19 protein-coding genes are annotated in these 25,533 nt (G+C 51.2%); 3 read left to right on the top strand and 16 right to left on the bottom strand.

From position 1 onward, the window contains the following. Positions 1 to 608 precede the first annotated feature (608 nt). The 3 genes from C5S61_RS21685 (at position 609) to C5S61_RS21675 (ending at position 4,278) form a co-directional block, all read left to right on the top strand. Positions 609 to 1,331 carry an NUDIX hydrolase gene (locus tag C5S61_RS21685; protein WP_110518806.1) on the top strand — a complete coding sequence of 241 codons (723 nt, stop codon included), beginning with the start codon at positions 609 to 611 and terminating at the stop codon, positions 1,329 to 1,331. 195 nt (positions 1,332 to 1,526) lie between these two features. After that, positions 1,527 to 3,395 carry an NAD+ synthase gene (locus C5S61_RS21680; protein WP_110518804.1) on the top strand — a complete coding sequence of 623 codons (1,869 nt, stop codon included), beginning with the start codon at positions 1,527 to 1,529 and terminating at the stop codon, positions 3,393 to 3,395. Positions 3,396 to 3,576: 181 nt separating this feature from the next. After that, on the top strand, positions 3,577 to 4,278 hold the full coding sequence (locus tag C5S61_RS21675) for a cysteine hydrolase family protein (RefSeq protein ID WP_110518803.1): 702 nt from the start codon (positions 3,577 to 3,579) through the stop codon (positions 4,276 to 4,278). Between the two features lie 170 nt (positions 4,279 to 4,448). Here C5S61_RS21675 and C5S61_RS21670 read toward each other — a convergent pair whose 3' ends face one another. The 16 genes from C5S61_RS21670 to C5S61_RS21595 form a co-directional block, all read right to left on the bottom strand. After that, entirely contained in the window at positions 4,449 to 5,123 is a 675-nt protein-coding gene (locus tag C5S61_RS21670) for an endonuclease III domain-containing protein (protein WP_110518801.1), read from the bottom strand. Between the two features lie 112 nt (positions 5,124 to 5,235). Next, positions 5,236 to 5,859, bottom strand: a complete 624-nt coding sequence (locus C5S61_RS21665) for a hypothetical protein (RefSeq protein ID WP_110518799.1) — start codon at positions 5,857 to 5,859, stop codon at positions 5,236 to 5,238. Between the two features lie 108 nt (positions 5,860 to 5,967). Then, positions 5,968 to 6,993 (bottom strand): COX15/CtaA family protein, encoded by a 1,026-nt coding sequence (locus C5S61_RS21660; RefSeq protein ID WP_110518797.1) that lies wholly within the window; start codon positions 6,991 to 6,993, stop codon positions 5,968 to 5,970. Positions 6,994 to 7,084: 91 nt separating this feature from the next. Further along, on the bottom strand, positions 7,085 to 8,500 hold the full coding sequence (locus C5S61_RS21655; protein ID WP_110518795.1) for a glycosyltransferase family protein: 1,416 nt from the start codon (positions 8,498 to 8,500) through the stop codon (positions 7,085 to 7,087). A 16-nt stretch (positions 8,501 to 8,516) separates the two neighbouring features. Further along, positions 8,517 to 9,296: a class I SAM-dependent methyltransferase gene (locus C5S61_RS21650; protein WP_110518793.1), complete on the bottom strand. Its 780-nt coding sequence runs from the start codon at positions 9,294 to 9,296 to the stop codon at positions 8,517 to 8,519. Between the two features lie 32 nt (positions 9,297 to 9,328). Continuing rightward, positions 9,329 to 10,531 carry a glycosyltransferase family 4 protein gene (locus C5S61_RS21645; RefSeq protein WP_110518791.1) on the bottom strand — a complete coding sequence of 401 codons (1,203 nt, stop codon included), beginning with the start codon at positions 10,529 to 10,531 and terminating at the stop codon, positions 9,329 to 9,331. 238 nt (positions 10,532 to 10,769) lie between these two features. Beyond that, positions 10,770 to 13,085, bottom strand: a complete 2,316-nt coding sequence (locus C5S61_RS21640; RefSeq protein ID WP_110518789.1) for a hypothetical protein — start codon at positions 13,083 to 13,085, stop codon at positions 10,770 to 10,772. A gap of 9 nt (positions 13,086 to 13,094) precedes the next feature. Beyond that, the gene (locus C5S61_RS21635) at positions 13,095 to 13,850 is read right to left on the bottom strand and encodes a 3-keto-alpha-glucoside-1,2-lyase-like domain-containing protein (RefSeq protein ID WP_110518787.1); all 756 of its coding nucleotides are present in this window, start codon (positions 13,848 to 13,850) and stop codon (positions 13,095 to 13,097) included. Between the two features lie 141 nt (positions 13,851 to 13,991). After that, positions 13,992 to 15,233, bottom strand: coding sequence for a glycosyltransferase (locus C5S61_RS21630; protein ID WP_110518785.1), 1,242 nt, complete (start codon positions 15,231 to 15,233; stop codon positions 13,992 to 13,994). A 5-nt stretch (positions 15,234 to 15,238) separates the two neighbouring features. Beyond that, the gene (locus C5S61_RS21625) at positions 15,239 to 16,177 is read right to left on the bottom strand and encodes an SDR family oxidoreductase (RefSeq protein WP_110518783.1); all 939 of its coding nucleotides are present in this window, start codon (positions 16,175 to 16,177) and stop codon (positions 15,239 to 15,241) included. A 15-nt stretch (positions 16,178 to 16,192) separates the two neighbouring features. Continuing rightward, positions 16,193 to 17,854, bottom strand: a complete 1,662-nt coding sequence (locus C5S61_RS21620; RefSeq protein WP_110518781.1) for a DUF8728 domain-containing protein — start codon at positions 17,852 to 17,854, stop codon at positions 16,193 to 16,195. A 2-nt stretch (positions 17,855 to 17,856) separates the two neighbouring features. Continuing rightward, on the bottom strand, positions 17,857 to 20,016 hold the full coding sequence (locus C5S61_RS21615) for a DUF8728 domain-containing protein (protein WP_124033483.1): 2,160 nt from the start codon (positions 20,014 to 20,016) through the stop codon (positions 17,857 to 17,859). A 44-nt stretch (positions 20,017 to 20,060) separates the two neighbouring features. Next, positions 20,061 to 21,770, bottom strand: coding sequence for a lipopolysaccharide biosynthesis protein (locus C5S61_RS21610; protein WP_110518777.1), 1,710 nt, complete (start codon positions 21,768 to 21,770; stop codon positions 20,061 to 20,063). Further along, positions 21,771 to 22,439, bottom strand: a complete 669-nt coding sequence (locus C5S61_RS21605) for a class I SAM-dependent methyltransferase (RefSeq protein WP_110518775.1) — start codon at positions 22,437 to 22,439, stop codon at positions 21,771 to 21,773. It lies immediately after the preceding gene. After that, on the bottom strand, positions 22,429 to 23,652 hold the full coding sequence (locus C5S61_RS21600; protein ID WP_110518774.1) for a glycosyltransferase family 4 protein: 1,224 nt from the start codon (positions 23,650 to 23,652) through the stop codon (positions 22,429 to 22,431). The genes C5S61_RS21605 and C5S61_RS21600 overlap by 11 nt, the downstream gene beginning before the upstream one ends. A 154-nt stretch (positions 23,653 to 23,806) precedes the next feature. Continuing rightward, entirely contained in the window at positions 23,807 to 25,243 is a 1,437-nt protein-coding gene (locus tag C5S61_RS21595) for a DUF2079 domain-containing protein (RefSeq protein ID WP_110518772.1), read from the bottom strand. Positions 25,244 to 25,533: the final 290 nt, after the last annotated feature.

Here is a 25,533-nt window from a genome sequence, read left to right as displayed (position 1 = left end):
GGCTATGGGCTATGGGCTGTTGGCTATATGTACTGGTTGATTGGATTGGCAATCGTGTTCCCTCACCCCCCAGCCCCCTCTCCCACTGAACGCGGGCGAGGAGGAGCCGACCATGATGTATCACACATCGTGACAGAACCGCACGATTAAAGCCCCTCGCCCGCGCACAGGAGCGGGCGAGGGGTGAGGGGATCAGGCGGTTGGTAACGCAATGAACCAGTACAGCTATGGGATATTATGGGCTGTTGGCTATCGGAACCGCAATCAAGCGAATCTGTGGCATCTGTGGCTAACGGCAGGGATGAAGGATGAAGGATGAAGTCAAAAACCAATAGCCTAGAGCCGATAGCCTTTTTCCCTTCGTGTCATTCGTGCAATTCGTGGCTAAAACGTTCTTCGTGGTTTCTTGCTTCGTGAATCAAGCTTAACGCAGCGGCGCAGAGAACGAGGGCTATTGGAGCAACAATTGATTTTAGTAAAGATGTTGGGTTAGGTCTAGTCACCGATCCCCAGCCCCTGACCCCTGATCCCTATTCTAATAATCCCTATTGACAACTACTCCATTCATGTTTATACTTTGTGTCATAATAACACTATTAGGAGCAGCTATGACCGAAACTGCTGAAAACTACGATGCGACAAAATACGAGCGGCCTTCTGTAACGGTCGACGTGGTGATATTTGGTTTGCGCAGCGGGCGCTTGCATGTGCTGATGGTGCAGCGCAAACACTGGCCATACGCCGACCATTGGGCCATCCCAGGTGGCTTTGTCAACATGGATGAATCGTTGGAAATGGCTGCTCGGCGCGAGTTAGAAGAAGAAACTGGCGTGCACGATGTGTATATGGAGCAGCTGTATACCTTCGGCGAGCCTGGGCGCGATCCACGCACCCGCGTGATTAGTGTGGCCTATTTTGCCTTAATTCGCACCGAAGAACAAGCACTGCAAGTTTCCGACGAATCGAATGCAGTGCGCTGGTTCCCTGTCGACGAATTGCCCAAGGATTTAGCTTTCGACCACGAAAAGATTTTGCGCTTTGCAATCGACCGCTTGCGCTCGAAGCTTGAATACACCACCTTGGCCTTTCAATTGCTACCCAAGGAATTTAGCTTGCCCAAGCTCAAACGAATTTATGAAGAAATTTTGGGCGAGCAGCTCGATAAAGCTAATTTCTATCGCAAGCTGCGTGATTCGGATTTGCTCGAAGATACTGGTAAATTGCTCAATAGTCGTGGGCGGCCAGCCAGGCTCTATCGTTTCCGCGATTCACGTATCGAAGGCGATTTTGTTTTTCGCTATCGCGAAGCCAAAAAGAAGGACGAGGGATAAATTATGAAGGATGAATTATGAGGGATGAAACAGCTTTCAAAGTCAAGATTAGGCCTTAAATCAAGGTATGAGCCAAACATTGATCTGCTTTGCTCATTCTCAAGTTAGATACGCTGAAGGTTGATCGCAGTAGGAATTAAGCTTGATTACTTCATCCTTCAACCCTCATCCTTCATCCTTTCAACAGGGGTGTTTATGTATACTTTAGCTTTAGCTCAATTTCGCCCGCGCAAAGGGCATTATGCCGCGAATTTAGCGCGGCTTGGCGAATTATTCGCCCAATTTGGCAGCAACGAGCGCCGACCAGATGTGCTGATGTTGCCGGAAACTGCCTTAACTGGCTATTTTCTTGAAGGCGGCGTGCGCGAACAAGCTCTCACCGCAGGCCAGCTCTTTCACGATTTACAGCAAACCTATTTGGCAGCGTGTGGAGCCGACGCTCCTGCGCTCGATATTGTGGTTGGTTTTTATGAACGTTGGCGCGAGCGTTTTTATAATAGCGCCTTATACGCCACGCTTGGCAGCGATAGCAATTTAGCAGGCATTGGCCATGTGCATCGCAAGATATTTTTGCCAACCTACGGCGTATTCGATGAAGCACGATTTGTCGAGGCTGGCCGCGAAATTGCCGCTTTCGATACCCGCTTTGGGCGCGTCGCAATCTTAATTTGCGAGGATGCGTGGCACTCACTGAGCGGCACAGTCGCTGCGCTCGATGGGGCGCAAATGCTGTATGTCGTCAGCGCCTCGCCTGCCCGTGGCTCCAATGAAGATCGTCCAAGCAACCTTGCCCGCTGGGATGATCGGATTCGTGAGATTGCTGGCGAGCATGGTGTGTACCTAGCAGTTTGCCAAATTGTTGGCTTTGAAGGCGGTAAAGGCTTTGCTGGCGGCTCGGTCGTGGTTGGGCCGCGCTCCGATGAACGGGCACGCGCTCCATTGTGGTCGGAAGCTGTCATGCTGGTCGATATTGATCTGAGTGATTTGACCTTGGCGCGGGCCGATTTGCCGTTGCTGGCCGATTTGGAAGAACGTTTGCCCTTTATTTTGCGCGATGTCAACGCTGCTAGCGAAGGCAAAAAGCGCCAGAGCACCTGGGATACTGCGCTTTCCAGCGATTCGCAAGGGCTGAGCGATGCTAGCTCGCACAAACATAAAATCGATAGCGAAGGCGAAAAGCGTGCCAAAGCAACGGTGGCCAAACAAAGCTTCCCAATTATTGCTGCGCCGCGCTTCGACCCAAATAGCGACGAGCCATTGCGCATCAATCCCGAACTTACGCTTAATTGGCTCATCGAATTTCTGCGCGATGAAGTCGGCTTTCGGCGCGGCTTCAAACAAGTTGTGATTGGGCTTTCAGGCGGCGTGGATTCGGCCTTGACCACTTATCTGTGTGCAAAGGCATTTGGCCCAGAAAATGTACTGGCCGTGCGCATGCCCTATCGCACCTCGTCGTCGGATAGCTTAGATCACGCCCAGTTGGTGATTGATGATTTGGGCATTCAGCAGCGCACAATCGAAATTACCAACGCAGTTGATGGCTATTTGGCCTTTGAACCAGATGCAGATGGTCGGCGACGTGGCAATGTGATGGCCCGCACGCGCATGATCGTGCTGTTTGATCAATCGCAGAAACTTGGTTGCATTCCGATTGGCACTGGCAATAAAACCGAGCGTTTGTTTGGTTATTACACGTGGCATGCAGACGATGCACCGCCAGTCAATCCGTTGGGTGATTTATTCAAAACCCAAGTTTGGGAATTGGCTTCAGCGATTGGTGTGCCCGATGTGATTGTCCACAAGCCAGCCTCGGCTGATCTGGTGGTTGGCCAAACCGATGAAGATGATTTTGGCATCTCGTATCGCAAGGCTGATCGGGTATTGGCCTATTTGCTGAGCGGCTATCGACCTGAGCAATTGGTTGCGCGCGGCTTTAATCCAGATGAAGTGGCGATTGTGCAACGGCGCGTCAATACAACCCACTGGAAACGTCATTTGCCCAGCACAGCCATGCTCTCTAGCACCGCCATCGGCGAATACTACCTGCGGCCAGTCGATTATTAGAAATTATGAAGGATGAATTATGAAGGATGAAATAGCCAATTCTTAACATTCATACTTCATCCCTCATCCTTCATCCTTTCAGAGTCGATTATTAGAAATTATGAATTATGAAGGATGAAATAGCCAATTCTTAACATTCATAATTCATCCCTCATCCTTCATCCTTTCAAAGGGAGTTTTCATGCTTGCGAACAATAGCCAAGGATTTTTGGAATATTTGGATAACTGGTACGCCAACTTGCCCGAATTGCCACTCGACGATTTGTTGGTTGCTGGCGCTGATCGGGTGGCGGTGACCTGTGTGGACATTATTGTGGGTTTTTGCACCGATGGCGCGTTATCCAGCCCACGCGTACAAAGCATCGTTGCGCCGATTGCTGAGCTGTTCAAAACGGCACATGCTGGTGGCGTGCGCCACTTCATCTTGCCCCAAGATGCGCATCCCGCCGATGCCGTTGAATTCGGCGCGTTTCCGGTGCACTGTTTGCGTGGTACCAGCGAAGCCGACACAGCGCCAGAATTGCGCGCCTTGCCATTTGCCGATAGCTTTACGATTTTTGAAAAGAACTCGTTGAGTGCTGCCTTGAGCACTGGTTTTCCAGCGTGGGTGGCTGAGCATCCCGAAGTTGATACCTACATCGTAACTGGTGATTGCTCGGATTTATGTGTTTATCAATTGGCGATGTTCCTGCGCTTGGATGCCAATGCGCGCAACGTCCAGCGGCGGGTAGTTTTGCCCGCCGAATGTGTTGATACCTACGACACGCCGCTCGAAGTAGCCAGCGAGCTTGGGTTATATGCCCATCCTGGCGATTTTCACCATGTTTTCTCGTTGCACCACATGGCCGCCAATGGCGTGGAAGTCGTCAAAGCCCTGAAATAAGGCTTTAAATTTCCCTCACCCCCTAGCCCCCTCTCCCGCAGAGCGAGGCGAGGAGGAATAGGCTCGATGTCGGTTTAACCAAGATTCAAAAACCTACAGAATCGAAGAAGCCCCTCGCCCGCGTCCAGTGGGAGAGGGGTTGGGGTGAGGGAATTCCCGTTGGCGCAAAATCACTCAGTTCGATGAGCTGCATACCATAAACAGTGCGCGGTGAGTGGGCATTGGCTGCAACGCGGGTTTTTGAATAAACAGATGCGTTGGCCATGGCGCAGCAACGCAACATGATAATTGAACAGCCATTCTGCATCGTGGGGCAGCAATTCCCAGAGAATTTCGTGGGCTTCGGTGGGCGTTTTGGCATTGACCAAGCCCAAGCGCTGGCTCACCCGATGCACATGGGTATCGACGGGCAAAATTGGCTTGCTATAACAAAACAGCAAGACCAATGAGGCGGTTTTGGGACCAACACCACGCAACGAGGTGAGCCAAGCCATAGCTTCTTCGGTCGAAAGCTCAGCCAGAAAATCGATTGATATGTCGCCACGCTCGGCCAGAATTGTGGCCAAGGCTGCTTGGATATTTTTGGCTTTGGCTGGCGCATAATTAGCGGGCTTGATCGCTTCGGCCACCGCTTCAACTGGCGCTGCAATCACCGCTTCCCACGTTGGGAAGGTTGCGCGCAGATTTTGGTAGCCGCGCTCTTCGTTGGCCTCGGTGGTTTGGTGCGAAAGCATCGTCGAGATCAGCTCATGCATCGGTTCGCGGCGGGGCACAAGTTGCTGAAAGCCATGCAACGCCACTAACTCGCGATAGACCAACTCGGCTTTGGCGCGTAAATCCTGCATAACCATCCTCCATCATGCCCAATAAAACCGCCGAAGCGGAGCAGTGCTGCCATTAACGTGGGCCAATGCTCGATTGTACGAAAACCTACAGGCAAGCGATATGCCAGCAGGATCAATTAATCGCTATTCCGCTACCATAGATCGTTTTAAAATCAGCGTAGTCTAGGCTATTGGTTGCGCCTTCAAGGTTGTTCGTTTCATCAAGGTTAAAGATCGCTTGGGGATAATATGGTGATATTTGCGCCCATGGGCCTGCTTTTTCAGGCGCGACACTCAAAAACACGATAATCTTCTGGCCTTTGGCTAACTGCATATCCCATTCTGTGCTTACAATATATTGATCGTCCGAGCCTCCAGGCAGTGTGAAGAGCATGGTTGGTGTATCAAGCGCGCCTTTATATAGCTTGTCAATCGCAATCCGAATAGGCGTGCGCAGTTGGATAGTAGGGTCTGTTTGCAGTTGCTGCATATCGAGCGGGCGTAATCCATCGGGGGTTGTCCAACGACTCGCTTCAATTTCAATAATTTCGCCTTCGATGACATAGGTTGAATCTCGATCGAGCAATGATAGATCATAGCTTGCTCGGTAGCCATTGCTAATGGCAACAGGCATCAGGCTTTGCTGCGCCGAAGCGTGATTAAATTGATAGCCAGCTATTCCAACAATCAAAACTCCAAGGATGATCAGATAGCGTAGCGTTCGATGGGTGCTTTTTGCCAAGCCAATTCGTTGCATGCACTGTTCCTTTCAAATCTCTTAGGATCAGCGTTCCTGCGGATGATTATAAAGCAGAATACACAAAAGACACGCCGAAGCGTGTCTTTGAATCACCAATATTTTAGTTTAATGGCTGGCTTCAGCCACCTGCACAAAGGCTTCGTTGCTGGTGTTTGCGTTTACGGGCAAGCGATATGCCAGCAAGACCAAAGTCATCAAACAGCCGATGAGCAACGAGCCAACAATCAGGTGAATTGCTTGCAACGGTGGTGGCAAAGCTCCATAAGCCAAGCCAATGCCTGCTGCAACTTGGGTCAACACCAAGCCGCTGGCAATCCAAGCGGTGCGATGAATCCACGGGTGCAAGTTGCGGTTATGCACAATTGCATAGGTTGCAGCCAAAATCGCAATCGTAAAAATCAGCGCTCCGGTGCGATGCAACGGGTCGGTGATGCCAACCTGCGAGACCCAATCGCTGCGCGGAATGTTCATTTTTGAGCTAACATCGTCGATGTGACCGCGTACCAATGCGCCCAAGGTCAATTGCACCAAGCCAAAACCAACCAATGCTTGGCCCCAGCGTGCAACAGTGCGGCGATCTGCTGGCACATTGGCAATTGGCCTACCATTGGGGAAGAAGGCACAAACCGTTGCATACAGCAACAAGCCGACAATCACCAAAGCCAAAACCATGTGCAAGGTCACAATCCAGCCTTCGAGTTCGAGGTGCACAACCTTGCCACCAAGCCAGCCTTGGAACAAGGTCAAGGCCAATGCGCCAAGAATTGACCAAAACACCCGCTTGGATTTGCGATAGTGGCGCAACATCAGGTAGGTGGTGATCAACAAGAAGAAGCCAATCAACATCCCAATCAAACGATTGATATATTCGATCCACATTAGGGTTGGGTTGAATTGGCTCGCATCGAAGCCATGCTGGGCAATCATGTCAGCGCTCGCAGGCGGAATCCAATAGCCAAAGCATTTTGGCCAATCGGGGCAGCCCAAGCCTGCGCCTGAGGCCCGCACAATTCCCCCAACAAAAATCAAGAAATAGGTGGCAATGGTTGTAATCATCGCCCATTTTTGAAAGCGATCTAAACGCCGCCAAGAAAATTGCACTTGGTCGGTCGGAACACGATATTGTTCCATCGGTATGGCTCCCACTTGCGAATAAATATCTGGTATTGGGATAGTATCATATGCCAAGCGTGGCTTGACTGCATCCCATCACGACCTGATGTTAGCAGTTTTTAACCACTTCGCAGCGATTAAACAGCAGTTGGTCGGCTTTTTGCCAAACCAATTGTGGCACTTTGAGCTGATCGGCCAGCATTGTGCTCCAACGCAAGCCCGGCCCGCGAATTTCGCGATCAGTTGCTGCTTGGAAGATTAAGCCGCCATTCCAAACAATAAATAGCAGCGCAAGTGTGGCGATTGCTGCCTTGGGCCAGCGAATGCGTTCAATCAATAAAGCCAAACCAAGAATAAAGATTGGCGTGCATTCGATCAAGCGCCGAAAGCCGAATGAGCCTTGTAAGTGCCATGTCGAGCCAAACGCACCATTTAAATAGATTTGGGCAAATAAGCCTAACCCAAGTAAGCCAGCAAACAGCCGATCTTTGCGCCAAAGCCACATTAAGCCAGCCAAGCCGACCAACAGCAAGGGATGCCAGATAAACGCCCCGCGCCGTGGATCAAACAAGGTATGGAAAAATTTATAGCTGATGATGTTTAATTTGCCCGAAACCGTGCCCGATGGCTTGGGCTGGCCATACAGAATGTTGTAGCTGATCAGCTGTGGAATTAATGTCAGGGCAAAAATCACCACAAAAAACACATGCTTGGCCAATAGTTGGCGCACTTGAGGCCATTGACCTTGGCGCATCAGGCTGGCATAGGCAATGAGACCTTCGACCGCAGGCAAGAGCAAAAATAGCCCAAGCTGCTCGCGAGTAAGCGTCATCAAGCCGCCAACAATCGCCAAACTCAGCCAACGCAACCATGAACGCTGCGATTGTTGGGCATGCAATGGCTGATCGGCGGGGCCAAGCCAGATGGTGATAAACAAGGCCACCATCGCAAAGCCAGCGCCATGCGACCACGGCACCTGAATATAGGTATACCAGATGAGCGGCGAGGCTAGCCAGATGCTTAATGTAGCAATTGTGGCTGCCCACATGCCGACCCAGCGCCGCGCCAAACGATAGGAAAGCAACAAGCCGAAGAGCGTATAGCAGGCCGAAGCCAAACAGACTGCAATGATATACGGCTGGCTAAACCCATCGCGCGGCACATCGCCAAATACGCCAAGGCCAACCAACCCATCGGTTACAACATACCACGGCGACCACAAAATAGCCGAGCCAACTGGCGCAACATTGCGATATAAGCCGGTTTTGGGATTAAGCGGCGGATCGCTAGAACGATCTTTGAGCAAGGCATTGTAGACCGCTGGATCATCTTTTTGCATGCCGAGATCGGCAAAATAGCCATATTCGTTGGCAAAATCTACATCGCCATCGAAATAGACCGAACGCAAATAGGCAAAGTATTGCACTTCGTCGGTGGCGTACAGCCGAAATAAACTAATTGGCAGCAAGGCCAGCCAGAGTGCCACAATCACCACTGGCCCAGCTTGGGATAAAAGACGCTTCATAGGTGGGCCTTGGTCCTCAATTGGTGGGCTTTGTGCCAACGATCAGCAGCATCGAACGCCATTCGGGCCGCAGGCTCGTCAGCAGCCACAAACCAGCTTTGGTGGCAACCCGCAACGGGTGGCGCAAGATGCGGCCTTTTTCGATGCCGACCCGCTCCCAAGCATCGCCAAAAAATTCCTTGGCCACGCTGAAACCAGCCTTTTCAAGCATCCAACGCAATTCGGCCATGGTGTAGAGGCGGCTATGATTGTAGTAGCGCTGCGGCCCGTCGAGCTGCATCGAGCGCGTAAATTCCTTGAACGATTCAAATGGGCGGGCGAGCACCACATCGCCAAGGGTTTTCATGCGGCTTTTGAAATAAAACTGATTGGGTGTGGAGATGATCACGCGGCCACCAGGCTTGAGCACGCGCAGCATTTCGGCCAATGGCTTGAGCGGCGAGCCAGCTAGGTGCTCAATCACCTCGGAAAACACAACCGCATCAAATTCGCCATCGGCGTAGGGAATTGGCTGCTCGTCGAGGTTACAAAACTTAACTTCAACATTCAGTTTTTGCCAAAGCTCAGCCCGATCTTGGACAAAAAGATCAGTGCCTGCAACTTGGTAGCCTGCTTGGCGCAAAATTCCGGTAAACGTACCAGGCGTTGTGCCAATTTCGAGGATGCGAGCTGGGGCTGCTGGCAAAGCGCGGAGCAAGGCCCGAAAACGATAGCGATGCAAGCGAAAATAGGCTGGCTTGGCTTCGGCGGGCATCGTCTGCCCATAATCTTCAACAAGTTGATCTAAGGGATGCATACAATCCTTATCATTCGTGAATAGCAATGCTGCTAGTTGATTTTTTGACTAATCTGTTGACACAGCTGCTTAATTCGGCCAGCCCGTGCCTTGTAGGTATGGTCTTGCACACATTGACGGCCTGCTTGCTCGCGCTCATGGCGCTGCTCGTCGGTCAAGGCGGCGTTTAAGGCTTGCTCTAGGGCTTGGGTATTGCCGCGCTCAAAATAATACCCGATCTGTTCAGGCAAAATTTCGCGCAACGCTGGGATTTTGGGCAAGACAACTGCCCGCTCGACCGCTAAATATTCAAATAATTTGAGCGGTGAGGCCGTTACATCAGTCACTGTATCGGGAATAACCAGTACATCGGCGGCGTGTAAATAGGCTGGCGTGGCGTTTTGCGGCAGAGCACCAAGGAAGCGTACGCTTGCGCCAAGCCCCAAATCGTTGGCCTGCTGGCTGAACTGGGCAATTTCTGCTGGCCGCCCACCGATGAACAACAATTGAGCATTTGGCATAGCCTGCTGCACCTGCGCAAAGGCCGTAATCAAACGATCAAGCCCACGGTAGGAGAAAGTCATACCTGCATAGACAATTAATGGTGCAGTTGCGTCCAGCCCAAGCTGCGCCCGAGCTTGTTGGCGATCAGCTGGATGATACAGCGAATCATCGAAGGCATCGGGAATGACGGCCACATCGCTTGGTTTGCGCCAGCCCAAACGTGCCAACAATTGGCGAAAATCATCGGTTAATGAAGCCACAGCGGCGCTGCGCCCAAGCGTCAAGCGATCGAGCAAATTGAGCACTGGCTGCACCCAGGATTCTTTGGCCCGCGACGGATTCCAGCTTTCGAGATCATGGGCCTCGTAGATGACCGGAATCTTGAGCAATGGCCCCCAGATTGTGGCCCACCAACCAGCGGCAATCACCTCGCGCACATACACCACATCGATCGGCTCGCCGCGCCAGCGTTGGGCTGCAACCACGGCGGCAGTCATGGCGGCAAACACACTGCGCTCAGCGTAATACCACAAGGTGGATTTTTTAAAGCGTGAAAGCTTGCCGACTGCTGGGCGTTGCAAGTGGGTTGCGCCGACCTCTTTGAAGCGGCTTGGCTCACGCAACCAGCGCGGGATAATAATCAACGTATTGGGCGCTTGCTGGCGCAATTCGCGTAAGGTTGTCCAGGTTTGAATCGCATTGGCTGAGGCCAGCATCAAACTGGTTGGATAAGCAATATAAGCAATTCGCATAGGTTAATTTACAAAGCTATACATTTGATAGCTCAATAGTAGAAAAACTTTATGATCAAAGTGCTACGCCAGCATCAAGCTTGCGTGAAGCAGGCTAATAGTACCACTATTGATCAAATGTGGCGCACTTTGCGCAACCAAGCTGAGGTTTAGCGATTTGCGTCAGCCCTGAGGGGTTGGGTGGTAGTTCTGGGTTAAACGAACAGAGGCAGCCATTGGCTGCCCCTGTTGGTGTAATTTACTGGGTTTTGGTAACCCATGGGAGATAGTTTGGCAAGCCAGTGTAGTTTGCTTGCAAGGTGATTGCCTCAGAAGTCAAACCGCTGCTGGTGTAGTTGCCTGCTCCATCGAGGAAGCGCAGGTGAACATAGCGTGTGCCTGCTTGCGTGCCAGTTAAGGCATTGACCAAGCGCACATAGTCGACGCTGGTTGCGCCGTCTTCCAACCCAATCACATCGCCATATTGCAAGAAGTCTTGCGGGCTTGGCAAGGTGGTGCTGGTGGTTGCGACGGCCCATACGCCCCAATAGCGCTTATCTGCTGGAGCAGTATTCATATAGCCATCGTCGGTTACTGCTGCTGTGAAGTTCAACGGAATAACCGAGACGTTGGTGGTTGCGCCATTTGGCAAGCTGATGCTACCGCCAGCGCTCAAGACTGGAGCATCATCATCATAGGTGAATTGCTTGCTAACGACACTTTGAATGCCAAGCGTATCGGTCAGAATCACGGTTGCATTAACCGTTTGTTCTTCGAAGCCTGTGCCGTTGCTATCGTTGCCAGTCACAAAGCTATCGAAGGCTGAGAAGCCGCTGTATGGATAGCTTGAACCGTTGACTGCAAATGGGCCTGCTTTATGCCGATTGATGCCTGAACAACCGCCAGTTTCTTGGGCGATGGTATAGGCAAAGGTCATATTGCGGGTATATTTTTCCGAAACCCGATCAGGTGCAAATGGTTGCACTTGAGCTTCAGTCAAATTAGCTGGGCGGGCACTTGGGGCCGTTTCCATGGTATAGATTTGCGGTACGCTTTGAATGCCAGTGTCGATTACCGCGCTGACCGATTGAACATTCGAAATTTGGCCATTGCTGCTATTGCGCAACTGTACATAAACAGCTGTCAAACAAGAATTGACTCCAGCGCCAGTGTTGACAACTTTGCCAGTATTAAGCCCTTCCCAGTTTGGTCCCGCTGAGTTAGGTGTAAAGGCAGTGGTGCTTACCCGCATTTGGTCGGGGTTGCCAATCATGTTTGAAATCGCCAAGGTGACGTTAGGGTTGGTGCTTGGGCTAGCACTACTGCGTGCCAAAGTAAAACCAACTGGTGGTTGGGTTGGGGTTGGCGTAATCGATGGCGTAGGCGTTATTTGGTCTGAGCCGCCAGTGTTGCCTTCGATGCGATAAACATTGAATGGTTGGCTTGAGACGGTGCGATGATGCCATACAGCGGTTACCCGTGCGCCCCGAGTTTCGATTTGGGGCCATGCGCGACCAACAATCGCCGAATCAATCTTTTGAACTGGCGCGAAGCTAATGCCTGGGTTGATTTCTTGGGCAACCAAGGCTTGGGCTGTGTCGCCAGGCCCGCTCAACCAGGTTGTATACACGCGGTCAGTTTGTTCGTTGTAGGTAACAGCGGGGAATTCATCGTAGCTTGCGCCACTACTCAATTGCACCCGATTGCTCCAGTTGCCATTGGTCCCTTGTTTGTAGTACACAATGTGAGTTGATGGAGCCAAGGTATACACCGCAATAACCGTATTGCCCTTTGAGGTCAAGGCTGCAATTTTGGTTTTGCCAGTATCAAGGTTGCCTGCCGAAATCCAGGTTGTACCATTAAAAATTTGGTATGGGAACTTGTTTTCGCCAAGGAAGGTCATGTGAATCTGACCATCGGCAGTTGCGGTTGCGCGAGGATACTTTTGGTTTGAACCATCGTTGCGCACAACCCGACCAGTGTTTGATTCCCATGAGCCATTGGCCCAAATGCGGTGCACAATTTGCGCTGTAGCGCCTGCGCGGCGGTCACCCCAGAAGGCGTGAATCCGGCCAGTTTTGTCGGTAATAATCTCAGGTGTTGAGCTTTTGGTTGAGCTTAAGTTGGTTGCAACGCTTGGCACAACCGTGCTGCCTGAGAAGGTGAGATAGCGGTGAACCGCGATCCCGCTAAATGAAATAAAGATGATGTGGGCGCGATTCCCTTCAACTGCCATTGAGACAAAAGGATCAGCACCGTGGCCAGCAGTACCGCTGACAACATATGGGGTTAACCATGTGCCACTGACGTTGTTGGTATAGAGCACTTCTGATTCATCGGATGTGCTTGCCGCCAGCCGAATCCAAGTAATGTGGGTTTTGCCGTTGCTATCAATTGCAACATCGCTGTGCAAGTTTTTGAGCGCACCTGCGGCGACAACTTGCGCCGTGCCCCAACCAACTGCGTTCGGCGCAGCCTGAACTGGTGGGGTTTTGGCAGTTAACATCGAAGCAAACAGGCTTACGACTAAGATGCCGAGTAACCCTATGGATTTTTTCGAGGTCATTGGTTTCATTGTGAATCCTTATTGTTGAACAATGACATTATCAAACGTAAGCATTCCTTCGGCAAATCCATAAACCCCGGTTTGCCCACTGCTGAACTGATCATCTTGGGCTTCGAGTACAGGAACTCCGTCAAGGGTAGCTGTAATGGTGTTGCCCTTAAAGCTCAATCCAAGGGTTGTCCATTGCTTCAAGTTCCAACCTTTGTCACTGGTTTCCGCCAGTTGGGTAAAGATTTCGGTTTTGCTATCATAGCGTTGCAAGGTGATGGTTTTGCCACCTTCGGCCCCAACTGGGCGCACTGCAACAACATAAAAGCCATTTTCATTAACCCGACCAACCAAGCCCATGACGCTGTTGCCCCATGAATAGCCTTGGGCGGTAATGCTATAGTCGCTCCAGGTTTTATCGCCAGTAACCAAGGCGGTTGGCGCAACTGCTGGCCAGCCTTCAGGCCCAGTTACTTGCTCAACGCGGCCTTCTTTAACTTCCCATTTGGATTTTTCGGTTGCGTTCATCCAAACGTCGACCACTTGCCACTGGCTGAGGTCAGTGTCAAAGCTGCTGCTAAACAGTTCAGGAGCCTTATTTGGATTTTCAATGGCGGGCGCTGCTGGAACGACCTCTGCTGGCAATGGCGCATAGGTTGGCGCTGGCGGAGCGGTTGGTAGCTCGCCTAATGACCCTTGTTGAGCACTGGTATATGCGCCACAAGCACTCAACGTGGTTGTGAGCAAAACTAGCCCACACAAGGAACCCATAATATTTCGTCGCATTGAACTCCTCCTAAGTTCTGGTGAGAGTTTGGAATGAATACAACATTGATTGGTGTATTGCAGTTCATGAGCGTAGCACGATGCTGTTGATTCTGTCAACGTAAATTCAACGTCCTTAGTAGGTTAAAAGATGAAGATTAGCTAAAAGTTCCCTGATATTGGCAATTTCGCTAAAATTGCCGCATACAGCTTGGCTAATCGCTGGGCTACGTGGGGCGAATAGAATTGTTGGGCCTCTTGTTGGCAGCGCAAACTCCGTGCTTGGGCTTGTTCGCTGCGTTCGGCTAAAATTGTCGTTAAGCCAGCCCACAGCTGGTCAGGTCGATGCGGATCGATGTTAATCCCTGCTGCGGCACTAAAAAACTCTGGTGTGCCAGCACTGCGCGTTGCCACAAACGGCACTCCCAGCGTGGCGGCCTCTAAAACTGTGCGGTTGCCGCCCTCGATAATTGATGGCACGGCCAGCACATCGGCTGCGGCAAAATACTGGGGCATTTGCTCACGCGGAATGCCGCCAGTTAAAATTATACGATCAGCCACGCCATAATCTTGGGCCAATTGCGTTAGATAATCGCCATAATCGCCAAGTTTTTCATCAACCCGATTTGGCCCGCAAATCAATGCTACAGCCTGTGGTAGACCAACCATAGCCCGAATCAAATCGTCAAAGCCTTTGACTGGCAACAAGCGGCCTGCTGCCACAATTACTTTGCGGCCTGCGATTGCTGGGTATTCTTGGCGTAACCAAGCCCGACTTTCGGCCCGAAACGCTGCCTGATCGCGCTCGAAGTATTCATCACGAATATTGCGCCCAATCGTGATGATTTTTTGCTCAGGGCAGCCAAATTGCTTAGCCATGGCACTGGCGCTTGGCGAAACAGAACGAATTGCCGCTGCGCGCGCAAAGGTCAATTTCAACAAAGCTTGCACCCGTTTGTAGCGCGCAAAACCATAGCTAATCGAATCATCAGCAATTAAGTCGCCACCACGAATTGTTGGCACAAATGGTCGGCGATCAACTAACGAAGCTATCGCCGCAATCGCTCCCAATGGATACACCGATTCAACGTGAATCAGTTCGATTTCTGGGTGTTGACGCAAAAAGTGTAGATAATCGCGCAGCAAACTGAAAAAGTAGCTATATTCAGTTAAGCGCCGCCCTAGATTATTCAGCACCCGATCGCTGCGCAGCATGCTCACCGCTGGCCGATAGACCTTAATTGCCCCTGCTTCAACCAACCAACGGCTTTGGCGCTCGCGGTTTGGGTCGGGTACCAAAATACAGGCTTCGTGACCAAGTTCTTGCCAGCGTAACAAAAATTCTTCATGCACCCGATCGAGCAAGGCGGCGTTGTAGGCAGTGGTGAAGTAGAGCATGCGCATTGAATTTAGGCTCCCTGAGTGCGATACCAATCCAGCGTGCGAGCAATGCCAGTTTCAATATCGATGCTTGGTTCAAAGCCTAAGACCTCACGGGCAGCGCTAATATCGGCCAATGAATGCTCAACATCGCCAGTGCGGGCTGGGCCATAGATCACTGGCAAGTCTTTGCCAACCAATTTATTTAGCAGCGCCACAATATCGTTGAGGCTAACGCGCACGCCACAAGCAATGTTAAACACGTTGCCAGCTGCTGCTGGCACGCTCGCTGCGAGCAAATTGGCCTGCACCACATTGGCAATATAGGTAAAATCGCGCGATTGGTTGCCCGTGCCATTCATCGTGTAGGGTTCGCCTTGCAAAGCCAACGTCATAAAACGAGCGATCACGCCCGAATATTGCGAAGTTGGGTCTTGGCGCGGCCCAAACACGTTGAAATAGCGCAAGCCAACCGTTTCTAAGCCATAAACATGGTGAAAAACCTTCAAATAGCTTTCGGCAGCCATTTTGCTCACTGCATAGGGCGATTTGGGACTCATGGCCATGCTTTCGACTTTGGGCAGGGTTGGCGTATCGCCATAGACCGACGATGAAGCTGCAAAAACCACCCGCCGCGCATCATGTTGTCGCGCTGCCTGCAAAATATGCAATGAGCCACCAGTATTAACCGCATCGGTCGTGAGCGGGTCGCTGACCGAACGTGGCACTGAGGGCAACGCGCCTTCGTGGAAAATCACGTCGCAGCCAGCCACTGCTTGACTAACCGCCGCTGCATCGCGCAAATCGCCGCGCACCAATTCAATATCATTAATACAATGGGCTAGATTATGCTCATAGCCAGTTGAAAAATTATCGAAAACCCGCACGCTATCGCCGCGTTGCAACAGGGCATCGACCAAATGCGAGCCAATAAAGCCTGCTCCACCAGTTACCAAATAACGTGCCATAACTATAAATCCTTTTTAATTAAGTTCAAAGATGGCAATTGGATTATTGCTATCATTTGGGCGTTGGAAGCGCTGAATCACTGTGGTAATGCTGCTAAACGGCTGATTTGGCACAAAGCCATCGCGCCGATCGAGCACTGGTTTATCGGCCACACCCAAACTGCTGAGCAGCAATTGGCCATAAATTTTAAATTGGGTCAGGGTTGTTGGCACGCGGTGCTCAGGCCGTTCGCCAAATTGATAGCTATAAAACTGAATATGATCGGCCATGGTTCCCTCTTGATCGATCAAGTGGGTCACGCCTTTTTCGCGCAAATAATCGAGCATGCGCCGTTGATCATAGACTGCGAGAATATCGTTATTCAACTTGCCATCGATATTGAGCACATGATGGCCTGAATAATATTGATAAATGCCCGAATTTTTGGCTCCAATCAAGGCATCGTTAGGCAAATTATCGCGCATCCACAAGGCTGCTTGATACATGGTTGGTTGCGATTGGCTGGGTGCGGTTTCTTTCTCACGCCAAAACTGCGAGCTATCGAGTGTTTGTACCACAAGTACACCCGCAATGATTGCTGGCACAGCCAAATAGCTAATTGATGGCAGGCGTTGCAGCATCGCCGCCAAAGCCCAAGCCAGCAAAATAATCACCGCCAGCGACCAAGGCACAAAATGGCGTGGATTGTCTTGCTGCATCATATAGCCATAGTACACCAAGGGAATTGGCAGATAGAGCAAGAGCGGCAGGCCAAGCCAAAGTTGGCGACCAACCCACAAGCCCACAAAAATGCCAAAAATCGCCAGCCACATTGCTGCGCCAGCAACCGAACGCCCCAATACTTCCATCGAAATTGCGCTATTCACATACCAGCCATCAATCCCATTCGAGATTGCATAGGAGTTGACGTAGCTGTGCAAGTAGGTCAAGGCTTTGCCGCTGCTTGGCGAAAACGAGCCAAAAACTGTCAAATTGCGCCAAAAATAGGGCACGAGCAAGCCGAATGTCACCACAACATAGGTGGTAAGCATTGGCAATTCGCTACGCAAACGCTTGGCTCGCAAGGCCCAAATCATGCGTGCTGCTGCAATCGAGGCAAACAACAAGGCTCCATCTAAGCGAGTTAAAATCATGGCGGCGGTCAGCGCAGCCAAACCTAAATTATGGCTCAGCTTCTCGGGCTTGATTTTGACCGCGACCAATAAGGTCGTGACCCACATCAACAAGGCCATCGAGGTTTCCATGCCGTTAACGGTAAGCCGCACCAGGGTTGGGTTCAAGGCATACAACACCAAGCCAAAAAGCCCAGCTTGCCAGTTCATCCAATGTTTGAGCAAATGCCACAATGGCCACATCACGGCGCTTGCCAGCAAGGCGCAAATCACCAAATTGGCCGTAAAGCCAAAGGCCAAATTATTTGGTGCTACAACATACGGGAGCGCGCCCAAGGTCAAGGGATAGAGCGGATGGAAGCCATTAGTTGGGGTCATGCCATCGGCGGTAATGCCTTGGCCCAGCGCCCAGTTGCGGGCAATGGCCGTGACCATCCAAGCATCATCTTCGAGCACTAGCAAATGGGTTTGCAAGGGCAACAAGGCGAAAATGAGCCGCAAGAGCAGGCCAAAAACGCTGACTGTAATGATCAACCCACGGATTGCTTTAACAGAAATATTCATAGTTATTGCTCAAATAGGCCACTATCGCGGCGAACAAACATGCGAATGCCCCGACCTTCGGAGCCACTTGCTTCGATCAGGCGATAGTTTGGCTCAAACAATGGATGGCTGGTGAACATCGGCGCTGCAACCCATGGAATCAGGCTTGGTTTGCGCTCACGCAGCACATAATCGGGGTCTTGCTTTTCGTGGCCGGGCTTGCCAGCCTTACTCGGATCAATCGGAATATGCGCAATATGCAGGTCGGTCAAGCCATGGGCATCGATCGTTGTGCGCTCTGCATAATAGGGAATTGCGCCGGCTGCGGTGACGGTCAGCGTCGTGTCTGCTGGCGTACTATCGTTAATCCATAAGCCAACTTCACGATAGCGATTGACGACATCGGTTTCGTACCAAGCAGCCGAGCCAATCGTCAAGGGGCGGTCTTGGCGTAATGGTTGCAGCAACAACACCAACAAGCCAGTGGTTGCCACAATTGCCCCAGCCCCAAGCCAGCGCCGATACTGCCATAGCTCGCTGATGCCCCAACTCGCCAACAGCGCAAACCAAGGTACGGTTGCAACCATAAAACGATAGCCAGGCATCCAATCGCCGCCAACGCTAATGGTATAGCTGGTATAGAACCCAACAATCGCCCAAGTTACGATGGCCAAAAGCGGCAATTGTTTGCTGCGAAACCAACGTAGCCCACTTGCCACCAGCCCAAGCCCTAAACCAAGCCAGCCCAAATAGTAGCTGCTATTAAAATCGATAAAATAGTTTATGCCGCGTTCTGCTTGTTTGGCCGTGCCGCCAACTTTGGCATAAAAGGTATTGGGCAATGGATAGCCATAATACCACCAGCGCGCCAGCCAATATGGAATAAAGGTTAGGGTCAAAATGCCAGCATAGCGCAATAATGGTTGCCATTGCTTAGCCCGCCAGCTTTGCCAAATTGCCAATAAACCAATAATGCCCGCCAAAAGAATGCCATCTGGTCGGATCATAATTGTCAGCGTCGTGGTGATAGCTGCATACACCCAAGCCTGATTGATTGCCAACAAAACTGTGGCCAGAATGCCAGCGCAAAACAGCGCGGTTTCCATACCGCTGCCCAAACTCGTATACAACAATAAGGGCAAATTGAGCAACATCAAGGGGGCTACCAAGGCCATCCAAGCGCTTTGATGCAGGCGATACGCCAGCTGCAAACTCAATAGCACAATCACCATGCCCAAAAGCAAATTGGTCGCATGGGTCACCAAAATTGGGTCGGCTCCAAGTTTAATCGTCAGGCTGCTGAGCAATGTCCAGAGAAAGTTGGTAAAGCCCTCGACGCGCTCATCAAAATTAAAGACCAAGCCATGACCATTGGCCAAATTGGCTGCATACCTAAATGAAATAAACGCATCGTCCAAAATCCACGAGCCAAGGATTTGCGGGCTGCTGATCAGCCAAAAGCTACTAATTGGCAGGGCTATCCAACGCCAAAGCTGCGGCAACTTGCGCAAGCTCTGCCAACCAAGCACATTGGCCAAGACCAAGCTCGTGAGTAAAAAGCCTTTGGGCAAGAATTGCGGCTGATAGCCATAAAAGCCCAACAGCCATTGCCCAAACACCAAACATGCAAAGCCAAAGGGCATTTCCCACAGCACCATCAGCCCTAGCCCAAGCGCCAAGCCAAGCCAAGCCCACAACGCTTGAGCTGGTTGCGCCGCCAATGCTTCAATTTGGATACTTTGAACAACAATGCCCAACGTGCGTTGATCAGGGCTTTGCCATTCTTCCGAGGTCAAATCCAGCAGAATATCGTGGTCGGGGTGGGTCAGGTTGGCGGGCAATTGCACTTGATACCATTGCCATTGATTGCTCAGCGTCAGCTTGAGCAGCCGTTGCTGATTGACCGTCACGGTCAAGGGCATGGTTTGGCCATCGGTGCGACAGCCACAAATCAACATGCGAATTTGCAGCGGAGCCTCAACGTTTTCCCAATATGGAAACGCAATGCTACCTCGGCCACCTGTCCAGCGAAAGGTGCCTTGCTCGGTGCGCTCAACTTCTTTGAAGCCATAGAAATTGCGAAAGCTTTGGGTTTGGCCTTCAACCAAAAACTCGCCTTCGCTGCCCATGGCCACATTGATGCTTGGCCGAGCTGCTGGAAGCAAAAAAATAATGGCGCTCATGGCGATCAGCACCAATGGCAAATATCGTTTAAATCGCTGCATAGCTATAATACGCGCCGAAGCACGCCCTTGAATGGAAGTTTCATGGCCAATAAACGCTCGCGCTCAGCTGGATCAAGCCCGCCGAGCAGCCGCAAGGTTAGCAAATATAAACCTGCGCCAAGCGCTGCAAACAGCATCAGCGGCAAGAGGTTGATCATTTTGGATTGCCAACTAGCAGCAGCTTCAGGCATTGGCCAAAGTTGCATCAAGCCAAACAATGCGACTGCAAAACTGGCGCTGGCAGCACAAACCCGCAACCAAAAACGCCATGGCAATTGCAGCCCCAAATTGCGCCACCCATAATAGAGCGTGATGACCCGCGTGGCAACTCGCACCGCCCCAACTGCAATCGCCACGCCCAACATGCCATAGCGCGGCAAGAGCAAAAACACCAACGGCACGCTGATAAAAGCAAACAAGCGCGAAATAATCACCGCCCGATATTGCTCGTAAACCATCAGCACATTATGCGGCACGCTCAGCAACGATTCGCCAAAGGTAAAGGCAATAAACACAATAATGAGGCTGCTAGCATCGGTGTACAGTGGATACAGCACCGCCACCATGCGCGGCGTTAAGAGCGCTAAACCCACGCCTGCTGGCACAATCAACAACCAAATCATGCGCGCTAAGCCACCATGGGCATCCTGCAACGATTGCGGATCGCGGCGCAATTTGATGCGCGAAAGCAGCGGAGTCATCACGCCGTTGAGCGGCATCCAAATATAGCCAAGGTAATCTTTGGCAAATTTGTAGGCAAACGCCAAAATTGCCACATCGCGCGGGCTAAGCTGGGTTACCGTAAACAAGGTCACAAACTGAATATCATAGACCCAGGTGGTGATTTGCATGAGATAGGAGACGGCGGCAAATTTGACAAAACGCTTGGGCAAGGCTGGGTCAGCAGCTTCGCCATCGCCAGTATTCGAAAGCTCGCGGCTGGCACGGATTGCTTGCCACGCTGCCATTACCACGCTAACCAAGGGCGTAAGCACTAAGCCAATCAAGACCCCAGTAATGCCCCAGCCCAGCAAAATGAAGATCGTTACCAAAATTGGCTGGAGCAAGGTCGTTACGAGGGTAATCAGATTCCAAGCCCGTTGTTTGAAGTAGGCAGTCAAAAACTGCATAAATACATCAAACAGCGCGCCCAAAATCAACAAGGCGCTGACCACCAGCATATACCAGTGGCTCTGGCTCTCAATCTGATCGATTACGCTAAGCGTGCCAGTGCGTTGATTTTGCAATTTGCTGAGTTTGCTTGTTTGGTCGGGCGTGGCTGGTTGCTGTTGCAGCGTGCTAATTTGGGTTTCGATTTCGACAATCTCTTGCCGTTGCTGCTCGATCAGATAATTGCCCATGGGTTGGGCTAGCAAATTCAGCCCGAGCACCAGCACAGCCATAATCGCCAGTTTAAGCCCAATCATGCGCCACAAAAAGCGCAAAACGCCTTGGCGACCTTGGCGTTTTTCAACTTCGGGGATGAAGCGCGGCAAACTGCGTTCGATGCCAAGATCGGCGTAGGTGCCAATCGAGGCGGCCAAACTTGTCAAGAGAAAAATCAAAGCGACCTGCTCAGGTGCAAGCCGCCCGTAGTAAATTACACTTGTGATGATGCCAACTAAAAAGCGGGCTGGAAACAGCAGCGTATTCCAAAGCGTTGCGCTCCAAACCTCACTCGTGAGGCTTCGCTGCGGTTTGTTCGATTGCACTTAACGTACTCCAGTGGCTACCATCCCATTTCCGATCAATGGTGGGTAGGGAATAGCAAGCGGGTTGCGATGTGGTGGCAACCAGCGAATTGGTTTAAAGCCAGTTTTGATCCGTGGTTGGTGGAAACCTGCGGTTTTGAGATCTTGCCGCAAGCGCCAAGGGGTATACAAATTAATATGGGTTGGGTCGGTATCGCCCGACCAAACTTTGCCAACCAAGGGCGCTAACACCCGCCGAATATCCCAAAGATTGGGCGTGGTCAAAAAGACCATGCCGCCAGGTTTGAGCACGCGCGCGCATTCGAGCAGAAATTCGACCCCATCGGGCACATGCTCAATCACTTCGTTGGCGAGCACCATGCCAAAGGTTTGGTCGGCAAACGGAAATCGCGGCGCAGCATCCATCTGCACCAGATCGACTTGAATCAGTTTTGCCGCTTCGCGCAAGGCATAAATGCTGGGGTCGGCTCCGATTGCGATTGCCCCACGGCTGCGAATATAGCGCAAACCTGGGCCAGCGCCACAGCCAACATCAAGCACTGGCCCTGCGGGTAAGCGCTTGGCCAAGCCGCCAAAGGCAAACATGCGGCGATATTGCACGGCAATTTTGCGGTCGGATTTGCTGACCTGCGGTGCAAAATAGCTAGTTTCGTCGATCTTAGTGCTCATTGATTACTCGCGTATAGACCTGCTCTAAAGCGGTCGTCCATCGGGCCGGATTATACCATACCTCGCATGTTTGCTGGCCATTTTGGCGTAGCGCGGCGGCCAAACGCGGCTGACCAAGAATCAAATTTGCTGCTGCTGCCAAGGCTTCAGGGTTGTTGTAGCCCGCCAATAAGCCGTTTTGGCCATGGCGCACAATTTCATTAACCACCGGAATATCGCTAGCAACCAAGGGTGCTCCAGCAGCCATGGCTTCGAGCAAGGTCAAGCCAAAGCCTTCGTAGCGCGTCGGCGTGAGATAGACATCGCAATGGCGAAACAGATTGACCAAAGTTGCATCATCGACCCGACCCAAAAAATGAATCTGTTGCTGAATATTTAGTTCTTGGGCGATGCGCTCAACTTCTGCACGCTCAGCATGGTTGATGCCCGAAACCATCAGCAAATTGGCATTTGGGTGTTGCTGCAAAATTGCTGGCATCGCCCGCAGCGCCAAATCGTAGCCTTTGCGCGGAGTCAATTGGCCAACAAACAAAATCCAAGGGCGGCTGGCACTCAGGTCGGGCACGCTATCTGGCGTGGTGCTAATCGCCGAATCATCAATCCACAGCGGAATAACACTTGAAGCTTGTTGCAAGCCCATGCGTTTCAGCTCATCGGCCTCAAATTGCGAGCAAGGGATCAGGTGATCAGCTTCCCACAACGGGCGGTGCAACCGCCAATTGCGCAGATGATCGCGCATTGTTCGCCACGAGCGGGCTGATTTGATGCGTTGCCAAAATTGCTGTTTCGTCCAAATTGGCCGTTGATAATGGATCGTCGTTTCGAATGGCCGCTCCCGATCATCGACCAAATAGGCATCATGATACGGCCCGAGCCATGTATAAACCGTTGGAATCTTGTGGCGTTTGGCCCAAGCACTAGTTTGGGCTGCTAACACATTACGCGGATGCATAAAATGAATCAGATCTGGCTTGGGGCCTTGCTCCAAGGCTTGTTGTAACTCGTGGTTTGGCGCATAGCCCGAACGCACCCGCTGAACTGTTACGCCCTCGATAATTTCGTGGCGCGCAGCCAAGGCAGGCCGTTTGGGATCATGGGTACCAATTGCGCGGACACTATGTCCACGTTGGGCCAAACCTAAGGCCACAATTCGCTCTGGCCAGTTGCGAAAGGTTGCGGTTACTCCGCCTAGCCCAACAATCAGAATATTCATCTATCTATCCTTATTTGTTTGAGGGATCGGGGGTCAGGGGCTAGGGATCGGTTGGTTGTTCTCGCTCAAATAGTTATCCCGCCAACCAACTGCCACTAGCCCATAACCTTCTCCTTCGTGCTCTTCATGACCTTCGTGTTCTTCGTTGTTTCGGTTACTGCTGTTTTAGCAAGGCAAAATCGCCAGCCTCGGCCACAATCACCCACGCAGGGTCATTCAAATATTTATCGAGAGCAGCGCGCGTAACCGAGCTATTGCCTGGTGGCCGCCGATCAACGACCAAATACTCGGCGCGCTCGATATATTCGGCGGGATACGATTTGTTGCCTGGGAAGAAGTAGATTTCTTGACGTTGGGCAAGGTGTGGCGCAAGGAAGGTGCTGGCAGCCACGGCAGCATCATCAGGCACTTGGGCCAAAATTGCCCGTGCATCAGCCGTCCGCGTAGGATTTTCGCGATTGCCCAAGGCAGTTTTTACCACATTATTCAGGGTCAAATTGCCGATAATTCCAATCAATAATAATCCGAGTACAGCGCCATGCACTGCTCGTTCGCGCCATTGTGGGTTGCGAATCGTCCAGCGCGTCAGATTGAGCAAGCCTTCAACTGCTGCCACAATCAAAAATGGATACACCAGCGAGCCATATTGATAATTGAGGCTAAATTGCACAGCGTTGGGCGAGATCAAGTTGAGTGCCAAGACTGGCAAGGCCAGTAACAAGGTTGGGCTGAGCAAAGCCAAAAATCCGCCAAGCCCAAACAATTGCCACAAATATTTAAGTTTGGGCGGCTCGGTCATGACGCTGAAGGCAAGGGCTGGGTTGGTCAGCATCGTCGTGATCACATCGCCAACAGTTTTGCCAAGCCTGCCATAACTATAAATATCAGCAATGAAATCGCCCTCGCTGAAGGCTGGCACGATTATGCCCAAAGCCACTGCAACCCACGCCGGCCCCAGCACCAACGGAAAGGCAATAAATTTCCAAGGCTTGCGTTGCCATGCTGCATACAAACCAAAGGCGATTAATGTAAAACCAGCCTCAGTTTTGGTACACATCATTAAAAACAGAAATAAACAATACAAACCTAAACGTTCGCGACGCAAATAGAGTAACGCTGCCAGCGCAAACGGAATCATGAATGAGCGCAATTGAAACTCATACATATTAATATGCTGTGTGGTAGGGTGTAATAAATAGATTGCGGCAACAACTAAGGCATGCCATGGTTTTGGTAGCAGATCACGAATAATCAAATATAACGGCCATGCTGCAATTCCCAAGGCAATCGATTGTAAAACCAATAAAGTATATGGCGATTGATAAATGCCATACAATAAGGCTAAAGGCAATTGCAATAATACTGGGCCATCATCAAAATCGTAGCGCATCATGGCAAAGACCGAGATTTGAAATGGCCGGCCATGCAGCGTATTCCAAATCGTTTGCTCATTACCAGCCATATCGAAGCCTTGGCGAAACCAAGCCAGTTTCAGGCACGATAAGGTCGCGAAAATCGCTACATAGCCTACAATCATTATTGCAAGCAGCGTTTTGGCATATTTATCGATTGTTGCAAAAAATCGTTGCATTGTTATTCCATGGTGAGGCTATAGGCTGATGGCTATTGGCTACAGTCGTACCAAGTTCTATCCATCAATCAAGGTTAAGTTTTTGATCCACGAAGGGCACAAAGGCTATTTTAGCCACAGATTGCACAGATTGTTTTGATTATTCCTCTATGCTACTCAGCTCAAATTCCAATCCAGTTATAATTTCATCCCTCATCCCTCATACTTCATACTTTGGCTCTCTGCGCCTCTGCGTTAAAATCCCAATCCCCGACCCCCTGTCTCTTATACCCATCTGACGCTGCCGACGA

The organism is Herpetosiphon llansteffanensis (assembly GCF_003205875.1).
Classification (GTDB): Bacteria; Chloroflexota; Chloroflexia; order Chloroflexales; family Herpetosiphonaceae; genus Herpetosiphon; species Herpetosiphon llansteffanensis.
The sequence above is the reverse complement of the archived record's forward strand: the minus strand, read 5'-3'. Positions and strand labels throughout refer to the sequence as shown.